Origin of the sequence: Variovorax sp. HW608, from assembly GCF_900090195.1 — a bacterium.
Lineage (GTDB): Bacteria > Pseudomonadota > Gammaproteobacteria > Burkholderiales > Burkholderiaceae_C > Variovorax.
Map to the genome: position 1 here is coordinate 6899680 of NZ_LT607803.1, position 12506 is coordinate 6912185.

9 protein-coding genes are annotated in these 12506 nt (G+C 67.0%); all 9 read right to left on the reverse strand.

Annotation, left to right across the window (positions count from 1 at the left end; translation table 11 throughout):
- Window positions 1-26 precede the first annotated feature (26 nt).
- The 9 genes from flgK to flgJ all read right to left on the reverse strand — a co-directional run bounded on the left by flgK (window position 27) and on the right by flgJ (window position 12504).
- Window positions 27-1991, reverse strand: coding sequence for a flagellar hook-associated protein FlgK (gene flgK / locus VAR608DRAFT_RS32770; RefSeq protein ID WP_088957860.1), 1965 nt, complete (start codon window positions 1989-1991; stop codon window positions 27-29).
- A gap of 115 nt (window positions 1992-2106) precedes the next feature.
- Window positions 2107-3819 carry a methyl-accepting chemotaxis protein gene (locus VAR608DRAFT_RS32775; RefSeq protein WP_088957861.1) on the reverse strand — a complete coding sequence of 571 codons (1713 nt, stop codon included), beginning with the start codon at window positions 3817-3819 and terminating at the stop codon, window positions 2107-2109.
- A gap of 16 nt (window positions 3820-3835) precedes the next feature.
- Entirely contained in the window at window positions 3836-5542 is a 1707-nt protein-coding gene (locus VAR608DRAFT_RS32780; RefSeq protein ID WP_088957862.1) for a methyl-accepting chemotaxis protein, read from the reverse strand.
- A 31-nt stretch (window positions 5543-5573) separates the two neighbouring features.
- Window positions 5574-6062, reverse strand: coding sequence for a chemotaxis protein CheW (locus VAR608DRAFT_RS32785; RefSeq protein WP_088959106.1), 489 nt, complete (start codon window positions 6060-6062; stop codon window positions 5574-5576).
- Between the two features lie 20 nt (window positions 6063-6082).
- Window positions 6083-7678 (reverse strand): methyl-accepting chemotaxis protein, encoded by a 1596-nt coding sequence (locus tag VAR608DRAFT_RS38335; protein WP_088957863.1) that lies wholly within the window; start codon window positions 7676-7678, stop codon window positions 6083-6085.
- A 6-nt stretch (window positions 7679-7684) separates the two neighbouring features.
- On the reverse strand, window positions 7685-9235 hold the full coding sequence (locus tag VAR608DRAFT_RS32795; protein ID WP_088957864.1) for a methyl-accepting chemotaxis protein: 1551 nt from the start codon (window positions 9233-9235) through the stop codon (window positions 7685-7687).
- 98 nt (window positions 9236-9333) lie between these two features.
- Entirely contained in the window at window positions 9334-10881 is a 1548-nt protein-coding gene (locus VAR608DRAFT_RS32800) for a methyl-accepting chemotaxis protein (RefSeq protein WP_088957865.1), read from the reverse strand.
- Window positions 10882-10951: 70 nt separating this feature from the next.
- Entirely contained in the window at window positions 10952-11470 is a 519-nt protein-coding gene (locus VAR608DRAFT_RS32805; protein ID WP_172843934.1) for a chemotaxis protein CheW, read from the reverse strand.
- A gap of 50 nt (window positions 11471-11520) precedes the next feature.
- Window positions 11521-12504, reverse strand: coding sequence for a flagellar assembly peptidoglycan hydrolase FlgJ (gene flgJ / locus VAR608DRAFT_RS32810; RefSeq protein ID WP_231973047.1), 984 nt, complete (start codon window positions 12502-12504; stop codon window positions 11521-11523).
- Window positions 12505-12506: the final 2 nt, after the last annotated feature.

Sequence of the window (12506 nt, forward strand, 5' to 3'; positions counted from 1 at the left end):
GTGGGTCATCCGGGGTGGGACGGCGATCAGCCGTTGATCGCGAGGATCGCGTCGAAGATGGTCGACGCGGTCTGGATCACCTTCGCGTTGGCCTGGTACATCTGCTGGTACATCAGCAGGTTGGCGGTCTCCTCGTCCTGGTTGACGCCGGAGATGGATTGCTGCGCCGCCTTGATCTGGCTGGTGACGCTGTCCTGCGTGGTGCTGGCGGTGCTGATCTCCATCGACTTGTTGCCCACCTCGCTCACGAGCTGCGAATAGGCGCCGTTGAAGGTGGCGGTGCCGTTGCCGACGAGCGACTGGCGCTGCAACGCGCCCATCAGCAGGGCATTGCTGCCGTCCGACACGCCCGCGCTGTTCTTGTCGATGGTGAAGGTGTCGCCCTGCGCCGGTGCGCCGCTCATGGTGACGGTGATGCCGTCGAAGCTGATGCTCGCGCTCGCGGTGTACGGCACCGGGGTGCCGGCGGCATAGGTGGTGGACGTGCCGTTCGCGAGCTTCACGGTCACCGCCGAAGTCGCCGGGAAGCCCGAGAGTTCGTTCGTGGCGGCGTTAAAGCTCAGCGTAACGTTGGCGGCCAGCGGCGATGCGAGGTAGTTGGCATCGATGGTCGCGGTGGTGATGGCGCCCGTGCCCTGGTTGCCCGCGGTGGTGCCGGTGATGACCGGCGATGCGGCGGCGACATTGGCCGGGTCCTTGACGAGCACGTCCATGTCGCGCGCACCGTAGCGCGTCGGCTGCACGAGGAAGGTGTCGCCGTCCTGCGCGGTGCCGCTGGCGGCCGAGAGGCTCACGCCGTCGAAGGTGATGGGGAAGCTGGTGTAGGTGCCGACGCTCTGGTTGTCGGCGCTGCGGGTGACGACGTAGTTCAGCGTGCCCGACACATCCTTGACCTGCACCGAATAGTCGCTGGTGGTGAGCTGGCCGGCGTTGGTGACGGTGCCGGTCAGCACGAGGTTGCCGCTGTTCTTCGCGTTCGAGAAGACGCCGGGCGCGGCGCTGGTGAAGAAGTCCTGGCCGAGCGCGCCGTTGAGGTCGACGCCGAGGTTCTGCTGGTCGTTGACCGCACCCGCGAGCGCCATCGACAGGCGGCCGATCGCGTTCTGCGTGGGGATGAGCGACTCGTTGCGGAAGCCCAGCACGCCGCCGAGCGAGCCGCCGGTGATGGAAGAGTCGTTCAGCTCCTGCACGTTGCCGGCGATGCCGACGAGCGCGAGCGCCTTGCGCGTGGGGTCGGCGGACGAATTCACCGCCTTCATCGTCGCGGCCTGGTCGCCGACGATCAGCGACTGGCCGGAGCCGATGAAGACGTTGTACTTGCCGTTGTCCTGCTGCAGCACCTTCACGTCGACGATCTGGCTCAGGTCGCTGACGAGCTGGTCGCGCTGGTCGAGCAGGTCGTTCGGCGGCTGGCCGCCGGCGACGGCGGTCATCATGCTGATCTGCTGGTTGAGGCTCGCGATCTTGCTGGAATAGGTATTGATCTGGTCGACGCTGCCGACGATCTGGTCGTTGACCGAGGAGTTCATGTCGGACAGGTACTGGTCCGTCGAGCGGAACTTGTTCGCCAGCGACTGCGCCGAGCTGATGAGCTGCTGGCGCGCGGCCGAATCGGCCGGCGTGTTGGCCACGCCCTGCACTGCGGTGAAGAAGCTCTGCATCAGCGGGCTGAGGCCGGCGGTCTTGTCGGCGAGCAGCGAGTCGATGCGGTCGATCTGCGTGCCGTAGGCGCTGAGCGCGGCCGAGGTGGATTGCGCCGATGCGAGTTGCGCGGTGAGGTAGCGGTCGTAGCTGCGCGTGACCGTGGTGACGCCCGCGCCGCTGCCGATGTAGCCCGAGCCCGTGGCCACCGCGCCGTTGGTCGCGACTTCGGCGACCTGGCGGCTGTAGCCCGCGGTGTAGACGTTGGCGGTGTTGTGGGCCGTGGTCATCAACGCGGTGCGCGCCACGCTGAGACCGCTCAGACCCGTGTAAAACAAGCTTCCTGACATGTTCTCTTGACCTGTGTGGTGAGTATTCGGCGGGGGTGGCATCGCTGCGATGCCTTCCCCGTCTATATCGGCAGCCCGGCGCGGATGTTGAAGACCTGCGGCGCCGGCGCGCGGGTCAGAATTCGGTCCAGTCGCCCGAGGGTTCGGTGCGTGCAACAGCCTGCGGCCGCGCTGCGGCGGACGCCGGCTTCGCGGTGGGCGCGGACTTGGCCGCGCGCGGGGATGCGGCGGGCGCGCTCTTCGCTTGGGCCTGCGCGATCGCGTGCACGGCCTCGCTGTCGCTGCCGAGGCGGAAGATGCTCACGGACTTGACGAGGCTCGCGGCCTGCTCCTGCAGCGAGCCTGCGGCGGCGGCGGCTTCCTCGACCAGCGCGGCGTTCTGCTGCGTGACCTGGTCCATCTGCGTGATCGCCTGGTTGACCTGCTCGATGCCCGAGGTCTGCTCCTGGCTCGCCGCGGTGATCTCGCTCATGATGTCGGTCACGCGCTTCACGCTGCCCACGATCTCGTCCATCGTGCGGCCGGCTTCGGCGACCTGCCTGCTGCCCTCCTCGACCTTCTCGACCGAGTCGCCGATCAGGGTCTTGATTTCCTTCGCTGCGGCTGCCGAGCGCTGCGCGAGGTTGCGCACTTCGGAAGCCACGACCGCGAAACCACGGCCTTGTTCACCGGCGCGAGCGGCTTCAACAGCCGCGTTCAGCGCGAGGATGTTGGTCTGGAAGGCGATGCCGTCGATGACGCCGATGATGTCCACGATCTTGCGCGAGGACGCATTGATCGAGCCCATCGTGTCCACGACCTGATTCACCACGCCGCCGCCGCGCACCGCCACTTCCGAGGCCGACACCGCGAGCTGGTTCGCCTGGCGCGCGTTGTCCGCATTCTGCTTCACGGTGCTGGTGAGTTCTTCCATCGAGGCAGCGGTCTCTTCGAGCGAACTGGCCTGCTCCTCGGTGCGCGACGACAGGTCCTGGTTGCCGCTCGCGATCTGGCTCGATGCGGTCGCGATCGTGTCCGTGCCGGTGCGCACTTCGCCGACGATCCTCACGAGGCTGTCGTTCATCTGCTTCAGCGCGGCGAGCAGCATGCCGGTCTCGTCCGTGGTCTGTGCATCGATGCGGCTGGTGAGATCACCGGCGGCGACCGACTGGGCCACCTTCACCGCCTCCGAGAGGGGCCCGGCGACGGCGCGGGCGATGGTGAACGCGAGCACGAGTCCGACCACGATGCTGCCCACCAAGAGGCCGAGGACCCACACCCGCGCGCTGGCGTAGACCGCCGCGGCGGTGTCGTTGGCCTTGGCGGCGCCGGCGATTTTCACCGCGGCCAGCTTGTCGATCATCTCGTCGAGCTCGCGGTTGATCTTCAGCGATTCACCGCGGATCATGGCCGTCGCGTCGTCCTTCTTCTGTGCGCGCGAGAGCGCAACGACCTTTCCATGCTCCGTGGCGTACTGGGCCAGGGCCTTCTTGTAGGCCGGGTAGATTTCGCGCTCCTCGGGCTCCGAGATCAGCTTCTCGTACTCGCCAAGGTTCTTCTGCAGCTCGTTCCAGCTGTTGCCCATCGCCTTCTCGTACTCGGACATCTCGGTCAGCGTGTCCGAGAGGATGTGCTGCAGCTCGGTCGAGCGATATCGCGCCATGAGGCCCTTGACTTCGAGCAGGGTGCGGGTGGCCGGCATCCAGTTGGTCGTGATCTCGGTCGACATGGCGTTGACCTTCGAGAGCTGCACGATCGAGAACACGCCGACGACGACGGTCAACGCAAGGACCGCGATGAAGGACACGAGCAGCTTAGGTGCGATCCGGAGATTGGCGAATGCTTTCATGATTCTTCTTTCTGGTTCAGAACTCGGTCCAGTCGCCCGAGGCGGCGCCGGACGTGGCGAGCCGGGGTTCGGTCTTCACTGCCTTGCCGCGCACGGCGGGCGCCGGCCTGGCGCGGCCCTTCGGTGCGGCGGGCGGCGCGCGCTTCGCCGCGGGCGCTGCCTTGACTTGCGCATGCGCGTCCAGACGGAACACGCTGACGGCCTGAACGAGGCTGGTCGCCTGGTCCTGCAGCGAGCCCGCTGCGGCGGCGGCCTCCTCGACCAGCGCCGCGTTCTGCTGCGTGACCTGGTCCATCTGGGCGATGGCCTGGTTGACCTGTTCGATGCCCGAGGTCTGCTCCTGGCTCGCCGCGGTGATCTCACCCATGATGTCGGTCACGCGCTTCACGCTGCCCACGATCTCGTCCATCGTGCGGCCCGCTTCGGCGACCTGCCTGCTGCCCTCCTCCACCTTGCCCACCGAGTCGTCGATCAGGCCCTTGATCTCCTTCGCTGCGGCTGCCGAACGCTGCGCGAGGTTGCGCACTTCGGCCGCGACCACCGCGAAGCCCTTGCCCTGCTCGCCCGCGCGCGCCGCCTCCACCGCAGCATTCAGTGCCAGGATGTTGGTCTGGAAGGCGATGCCGTCGATGACGCCGATGATGTCCACGATCTTGCGCGACGAGGCGTTGATCGAGCCCATCGTGTCAACCACCTGCGAAACGACGCTGCCGCCGCGCACCGCCACTTCCGACGCCGACACCGCGAGCTGGTTCGCCTGCCGCGCGTTGTCCGCGTTCTGCTTGACGGTGCTGGTGAGTTCTTCCATCGAGGCGGCGGTCTCTTCCAGAGAACTCGCCTGTTCCTCGGTGCGCGACGACAGGTCCTGATTGCCCGAGGCGATCTGGGTCGACGCCGTCGCGATCGTGTCCGTGCCGGTGCGCACTTCGCCGACCACGCGCGCAAGGCTCTCGTTCATCTCCTTGAGCGCGCGCATCAACTGCCCGGTCTCGTCCTTCGATTGCACCTCGATGCGCGAGCTCAGGTCGCCGGCCGCCACGGTCTCGGCCAGCTTCACCGCCTCGCCCAACGGCTTGACGATGCTGCGCGAGATCAGCACCGCGAAGCCGCCGCCGAACACCATCGTCAGCACGAAGAACGCCACGCGCAGCGTGAACGCGCGAGCGTTCGCGGCGTCGATCGCCTGGCTCATGTCGTTGATGGCCTTGCGCTCCATCGAGAGCAGGTCCAGCACGCCGGTCTCATAGGCCTTGGCGGCGGGCTGGAACTGCTCCTTGAACGCGCGCTCGGTTTCCGCCGAGTCGCCGGACGCCTTGGCCTTGCTCACCACCTCCTTGGCCGCCTGGTACTTGGCGCGCCGCTCCATGATCGACTTGAACATCGACTTCTCGTCGTCGGTCACCAGCAGCGCCTCGACCTTCGAGTTGATCTCGGTGCCCCTTTTCACGCTGTCGGAGATCACGTCGGCGAAGGTGACCGGCAAGGTCTCGTCGGTGGTCTTCGCGATCATCGAGGTCCGCGCGATGGCCGAGTAGGTCAGCACGTACCAATCGGAAATGAGCCGCTCCTTGGCCAGGGGGCTTTCCATCATCTGCCGGGTGGCCTCGGCGGTGCTTCTGGCCGAGACCAGCGCGAACACGCTCGAGACGATCGTCAGGGCCAGCACGATGCCGAAGCCGATGGCCAGGCGGGTGCCGATGCGTACGTTGGACAGGAATTTCATGATCAGGCGATGAAAGTTGGTGCCGTCCGGCTCAGGCCGCCGCGGCTTCGACCAGGCCCATCTCCTCGCTGGACATCAGCCGGTCGATGTCCACCAGGATCAGCATCCGCTCGTCCAGCGTGCCCAGCCCGATCAGGTAGTCGGTGTCCAGCACCGAGCCCATCGCCGGCGCCGGCTTGATCTGCTCGTGGGTCAGCGTGATCACGTCCGACACGCTGTCCACCACCATGCCCACCACACGCCCGCCGATGTTCAGCACGATCACCACCGTGAACTGGTCGTAGCTCGGCGCTCCGATCCCGAAGCGGATGCGCATGTCGATGATCGGCACGATGATCCCGCGCAGGTTCACCACCCCCTTGATGAATTCGGGTGCGTTCGCGATGCGCGTCACCGCGTCGTAGCCGCGCAGCTCCTGCACCTTCTGGATGTCGATGCCGTATTCCTCGTCGCCGAGGGTGAACGAAAGGAATTCCAGCGGCTTTTCTGCCTTCGATGGTTCTGTAGTCTTCATCTGCATTTCCTTGACTTCCACTTGAACTAGTTGCGCTCCAGCTTGAACACGCTGACGGCGTCGACGAGGCCGCCGGCCTGCTCCTGCAGCGCCTGCGCAGCGGCCGAGGCCTGCTCCACGAGCGCGACGTTCTGCTGGGTGACATGGTCCATCTCGGTGATGGCCTGGTTGATCTGCTCGATGCCCGCGGTCTGCTCCTGGCTCGCGGTCGTGATCTCGCCCATGATGTCGGTCACGCGCTTCACGCTGCCGACGATTTTCTGCATGGTCTTGCCGGCCTCGCCGACCAGCGCGGTGCCCGCGCCGACCTTGCCGACCGAGTCGTCGATCAGGCCCTTGATCTCCTTGGCCGCGGTGGCCGATCGCTGCGCGAGCCCGCGCACCTCGGCGGCGACGACCGCGAAGCCCTTGCCCTGCTCGCCGGCACGCGCCGCCTCCACTGCGGCGTTGAGCGCGAGGATGTTGGTCTGGAAGGCGATGCCGTCGATCACGCCGATGATGTCGGCGATCTTTCGCGACGAGGTATCGATGGCGGCCATGGTCTCCACCACTTGCGACACCACGCTGCCGCCCCTCACGGCCACGTCCGACGCCATCGCTGCGAGCTGGTTGGCCTGGCACGCGTTGTCGGCGTTCTGCTTCACGGTGCTGGTGAGCTGCTCCATCGACGCGGCGGTCTCTTCGAGCGAACTCGCCTGCTGCTCGGTGCGCGCGGACAGATCCTGGTTGCCGGAGGCGATCTGGCCGGAGGTGCTCATCACCCCCGACACGTTGGCGCCGACGTCGGCGACGATCGCGCAGAGGTTGGCGCTCATCTGGTTGAGCGCGCGCAGCAGGTCCCGGGTCTCGTCCTCCGGACGGATCTCGAACTTGAGCAGCGCACCGCCCGCGATGGCCCGCGCCACGTCCAGCGCCTGATCCAGCGAGCGGAACACCGTGCGACCCAGGAACCGCCCGAGCCCGGCCCACGCGAGCGTCGCGCCGACGCTGGCCACCACGATCAGGTGGGGCAGCCAGCTCTGCGCGCCCGCCTTGGCGACGAGCGCCGAAGCCTCGACCCAAGCCGCGGCGCCCAAGCCGAGCGAGAGCAAGGCCGCGATGCCCGTCACCGCGAAGACGCGGCGGCGCACGGGGATGCGGCGCAGGCGGCCGACCGGATCGGACCAGCCCTCTGCGACGGCTTCGCCCTGCCAGATCCGGAGGTCCCCGGCCTTTCCTTCACGGATCCTGCGATAGACCTGTTCGGCCGCGATCACGTCCGCGCGCTCAGCCCGGCTGCGCACCGACATGTAGCCCACCGTCGCGTTGTTGCGGCGGATCGGCGTGACGTTCGCCTGCACCCAGTAGAAGTCGCCGTTCTTGCGGCGGTTCTTCACGAGCCCGGTCCATGGCAGGCCCCGGCCCAGCGTGTCCCACATGTCGGCAAAGGCCTCGGGCGGCATGTCCGGGTGGCGCACGATGTTGTGCGCCTTGCCCATGAGTTCTTCGACCGCGTAGCCGCTGACCTCGACGAAGGTCGGATTGACGTAGCTGATCCGTCCCTTGAGATCGGTGCGCGAGACCAGCACCGCGTCCTGCGGCAGCGGATATTCGCTCTGGGTGACGGGAAGATTGACGCGCATGTCGGCTCAGCGGCTTTCGAAGCGGAACACGCTCACCGCGCCCGAGAGGCTGCCGGCCTGCTCCTGAAGCGAGGCGGCGGCGGCAGCGGCCTCCTCGACCAGCGCGGCGTTCTGCTGCGTGACCTGGTCCATCTGCGTGATCGCCTGGTTGATCTGCTCGATGCCCGAGGTCTGTTCCTGGCTCGCCGCGGTGATCTCGCCCATGATGTCGGTCACGCGCTTCACGCTTTCCACGATCTCCTGCATGGTGCGGCCGGCTTCGGTGACCTGCCTGCTGCCCTCCTCGACCTTGCCCACCGAGTCGCCGATGAGCGTCTTGATTTCCTTCGCCGCGGCTGCCGAGCGCTGCGCGAGGTTGCGCACTTCGGAAGCGACCACCGCGAAACCGCGCCCTTGTTCGCCCGCGCGCGCTGCTTCGACCGCCGCGTTCAGCGCCAGGATGTTGGTCTGGAACGCGATGCCGTCGATGACGCCGATGATGTCCACGATCTTGCGCGACGAGGCATTGATCGAGCCCATGGTGTCCACGACCTGGTTCACCACGCCGCCGCCGCGCACCGCCACTTCCGAGGCCGACACCGCGAGCTGGTTGGCCTGGCGCGCGTTGTCCGCGTTCTGCTTCACGGTGCTGGTGAGCTCTTCCATCGAGGCAGCGGTCTCTTCGAGCGAACTGGCCTGCTCCTCGGTGCGCGACGACAGGTCCTGGTTGCCGCTCGCGATCTGGCTCGACGCGGTCGCGATCGTGTCCGTGCCGGTACGCACTTCGCCGACCACGCGCGCCAGGCTCTCGTTCATCTCCTTGAGCGCCTGCAGCAACTGGCCCGTCTCGTCGCGGCTCTGCACCTCGATGCGGCTGCCCAGGTTGCCGGCCGCCACGGTCTGCGCCACCGACACCGCCTGCCCCAGCGGACGGACGATGCCCGCCGTCAGACGCCACGCCGCGAACGCACCCAGCGCGAGCGCCGCGAGCGACAGCGCGATCAGCACATTGCGGCCACCCACATGGTCCGCCTCGATGCCGGCAGCGATACCGTCGATCTGCGCACGCTCGTAGTCGGCAAGCGCGCCCACCGACTTCTCGTACTTCGCAAGGCCTGCGGAGAACGGCCCCTCGACCAGCTTGTTCGCGCCCTCGATGTCGTTGTCGGCCTTGAGCTTGTTCATCACGCCCAGCATCTCGAGCACGCTGCGGCGCGCCTCGGCCACCTCGCCGTAGAGCTTCTTCTCCTCCGGCGTGACCATGGTCGCTTCGATCTTCTTCTGCAGCGGATTGATGATGGCCTGAGCCGCGGCGAGGTCCTTCTTGAAGTAGGCCTCGGTGGCCGGGTCGGTCGCCTTCACGATCGCGAAGGTGCGCACGATGCTCGCGGCGAGGTTCTTGGCCCACTCGGCCACCATGCGCTCCTTGGCCAGCGGGCCGGCGACCATTTGCTCGGTCGCGCTGCCCACGTTGGACAACCGATGCATGCCGGTGGCGGCAATCAGCGCCATCAGGACCAGCATGGCGCCGAAGCCGATGGCCAGGCGCCTACCGATCTTCAGATCCTTCAATCTCATCGCAATTCCTTCAATGGTTCGAACTGTCGGGACTGGCGGTCGGCCACCAGCGCAATCGTCTTCTTATCGGCAGGACGCGAGCAAAGTTGAAGGGGCGATTACGCTTCGTGCGTCAGCCTGAAGACGCTGACGACCTGCGAGAGCCCGCCGGCCTGCTCCTGCAGCGATGCAGCCGCGGCGGCGGCCTCTTCGACCAGCGCCGCGTTCTGCTGCGTGACCTGGTCCATCTGGGTGATCGCCTGGTTGATCTGCTCGATGCCCGAGGTCTGCTCCTGGCTCGCCGCGGTGATCTCGCCCATGATGTCGGTCACGCGGCGCACGCTGCCGACGATCTCGTCCATCGTCTTGCCCGCCTCGCCCACCAGCGCGCTGCCCATGTCGACCTTGCCCACCGAGTCATCGATAAGGCTCTTGATCTCCTTGGCCGCGGCCGCGGAGCGCTGCGCGAGGCTTCGCACCTCGGCCGCGACCACCGCGAATCCCTTGCCCTGCTCGCCTGCGCGTGCCGCTTCCACCGCGGCGTTGAGCGCGAGAATGTTGGTCTGGAAGGCGATGCCGTCGATCACGCCGATGATGTCCACGATCTTGCGCGACGAGGCATTGATGGCAGCCATGGTGTCGACCACCTCGTTCACCACCCTGCCGCCCTTCACCGCCACTTCGGACGCCGAGACGGCGAGCTGGTTGGCCTGGCGCGCGTTGTCGGCGTTCTGTTTCACCGTGCTCGTGAGCTCCTCCATCGAGGCCGCCGTCTGTTCCAGCGAACTGGCCTGCTCCTCGGTGCGCGACGACAGGTCCTGGTTGCCCGATGCGATCTGCCCCGAGGCGACCAGGATCGAATCGGTGGCGCTGCGGATGCGGCCCACCACGTCGGTCAGCTTGTCCTCCATCTCGCCCATGCCGCGCAGCAGGCGGCCGAAGTCGCCGCCGCGCTCGGTTTCGAAGTCCTGGCTGAGGTCGCCGGAGGCCACGGTCTCGGCAATCCGCAGCGCCTCGTCGATCGGTAGGGCGATGCTGCGCGTCAAGAGCCACGCGAGCACCGAGCCCACGGCAAGCGCCAGTGCGGCGAGCAGGACGAGTTGGTTGCGGCCCGAGCGGTAGAGCTCGTCGATGGAGGTCGCGGACTGGTCGATCTGCGCCTTCTGGTGCTTGACCATCGCGCGGATGCTCGCGTCGTAGGCGTCGAGCGTGGGCAGCAGCTTTTCCTGGCTCAGCTTCTGGGCTTCATCCGCCTTGCCGTCCGCCTTGAGCTTGAGGATGGTGTTGCGCAGCTCCACGTAGCCGGAGCGCTTCGCCTTGATGTCCTTGCTCAGCGCGAGCTCCTCGGGGGTGCTCAGTTGTTCCTCGAGCTTCTTCTGCGTCTCGTTGATGAGGGCGCTGGTCTTGCCGATGTTCTTCTGCAGGAACTCCTGCACTTCAGCATCCTCGCTCTTGAGCAGGGCGAAAGTCCGCACGCTGTTGGTGCTCGTGGCCAGCAGCCAGTCCGTCGCCAGGCGCTCCTTCTCGAGCGATTGCCGCGCCATCTCCCGCGTGGCGTCGCCGACCTTCTGCAGCCGCACCACGCCGATGCCCGCGATCACGGCCACCAGCGCCAGCACCAGTGCGAATCCGCCGCCCAGGCGTGCACCGATCTTCCAGTCCTTCATCCCTGTCTCCTCCAGATGGTCTGCTTGTGCGGCTTGTCAGCCTGTCTGCTTCTTGCGCGATGACCGCGCCTCAGGCGGCAAGCTTCTCGATCAGCCCCATCTCCTCGCTGGACATCAGCCGGTCGATGTCCACCAGGATCAGCATCCGCTCGTCCAGCGTGCCCAGCCCGATCAGGTAGTCGGTGTCCAGCACCGAGCCCATCGCCGGCGCCGGCTTGATCTGCTCGTGGGTCAGCGTGATCACGTCCGACACGCTGTCCACCACCATGCCCACCACACGCCCGCCGATGTTCAGCACGATCACCACCGTGAACTGGTCGTAGCTCGGCGCTCCGATGCCAAAGCGGATGCGCATGTCGATGATCGGCACGATGATCCCGCGCAGGTTCACCACCCCCTTGATGAATTCGGGTGCGTTCGCGATGCGCGTCACCGCGTCGTAGCCGCGCAGTTCCTGCACCTTCTGGATGTCGATGCCGTATTCCTCGTCGCCGAGGGTGAAGGTGACCACCTCCAGCCGTCCCGCATCGGCGAGGGCCCGGGAAGCGGCACCGCCCGTGCGGGGCTGAAGGGTCGTGAACTCTGCCATGGGGCTCCTTTGCGTTGGCGGTGAGACGGGGTTGCTTGGCTATCGGCAGATCAGCCGAATTTCTGCATGATCCGAACGAGCTTCTGTCCGTACTGCGGATCGGTCGCGTAGCCCGCGCGCTGCAGGCCGTGCGCGGCTTCGGCCGGGTCGCCGGCGGTGACGACGCCCGCATAGCGCGGGTTGCGGGTCATGAAGCGCGCGTAGTCGGTAAAGGCTTCCTCGTAGGAGTCGTAGGCCCTGAACCTGGCGCGCACGCGCTGCGGCTCGCCGTCGACGTATTCGGTGGTGGTGGTCTCGACCACGCGGCCCTGCCAGCTCTTGTCGGCCTTGATGCCGAAGAGGTTGAAGCTCGGCGTGCCGTCGTCGGCGCGGATCTCGCGCTTGCCCCAGCCCGATTCGAGCGCGGCCTGCGCGAGGATGAGCGGCGCCGGCACGCCGCTGGCCTCGCTCGCGGCCTGCGCCGATGCGCCCATGCGCTCGACGAAGGCATCGACATGGCCCTGCAGCGAGGCGGTCGCGGCCGAGCTGCCGCCGCGGTCGTTGTTCACCTGGTAGAGGCTCAGATCGACGCGGGTGGACGGCACGGGCGAGGAGCCGAGCGGAATGCCCGAGTCCGGCTTCAGCGGAATTCCACCGCGCGGCAGGAGCGACATCGGCGCGGCCAGGGCATCCATGTTCGCCCCGCCCGAGGCGGCCTGGCGCTGCAGCTGCACCAGCATCGCCTCGGCGAGGCCGAGGCCGCGGCCCGAGAGGCTCTGCGAGAGCTGCTGGTCGAGCATCGAGGTGTAGATCTTCTCGCTCTGGCTATCGAAGAGGCCGCTTTGCGGCGTCGCCTCGCGCATGCTCTTGAGCACCATGTTCATGAACATCGCCTCGAACTGGCGCGAGGCCTGGCGCAGCCCTTCTTCCGGCGAGGTGCGGGTGGTGCGCTTGAGCGCATCGACGCCCTGCACGTCGAGCGCGAAGCGCTGGTCCAGCGCGCCGCTGCGGCTCGTATCGGCGACGCTCGAAGCAGGCATTGCGGTGATCGCCATGT

Coding starts and splice junctions, on each gene's coding strand:
- flgJ (WP_231973047.1), bottom strand. CDS start 12,504: ATGGCGATCACCGCAATGCCTGCTTCGAGCGTCGCCGATACGAGCCGC.
- VAR608DRAFT_RS38335 (WP_088957863.1), bottom strand. CDS start 7,678: ATGCGCGTCAATCTTCCCGTCACCCAGAGCGAATATCCGCTGCCGCAG.
- VAR608DRAFT_RS32775 (WP_088957861.1), bottom strand. CDS start 3,819: ATGAAAGCATTCGCCAATCTCCGGATCGCACCTAAGCTGCTCGTGTCC.
- VAR608DRAFT_RS32795 (WP_088957864.1), bottom strand. CDS start 9,235: ATGAGATTGAAGGATCTGAAGATCGGTAGGCGCCTGGCCATCGGCTTC.
- VAR608DRAFT_RS32800 (WP_088957865.1), bottom strand. CDS start 10,881: ATGAAGGACTGGAAGATCGGTGCACGCCTGGGCGGCGGATTCGCACTG.
- VAR608DRAFT_RS32785 (WP_088959106.1), bottom strand. CDS start 6,062: ATGCAGATGAAGACTACAGAACCATCGAAGGCAGAAAAGCCGCTGGAA.
- VAR608DRAFT_RS32805 (WP_172843934.1), bottom strand. CDS start 11,470: ATGGCAGAGTTCACGACCCTTCAGCCCCGCACGGGCGGTGCCGCTTCC.
- flgK (WP_088957860.1), bottom strand. CDS start 1,991: ATGTCAGGAAGCTTGTTTTACACGGGTCTGAGCGGTCTCAGCGTGGCG.
- VAR608DRAFT_RS32780 (WP_088957862.1), bottom strand. CDS start 5,542: ATGAAATTCCTGTCCAACGTACGCATCGGCACCCGCCTGGCCATCGGC.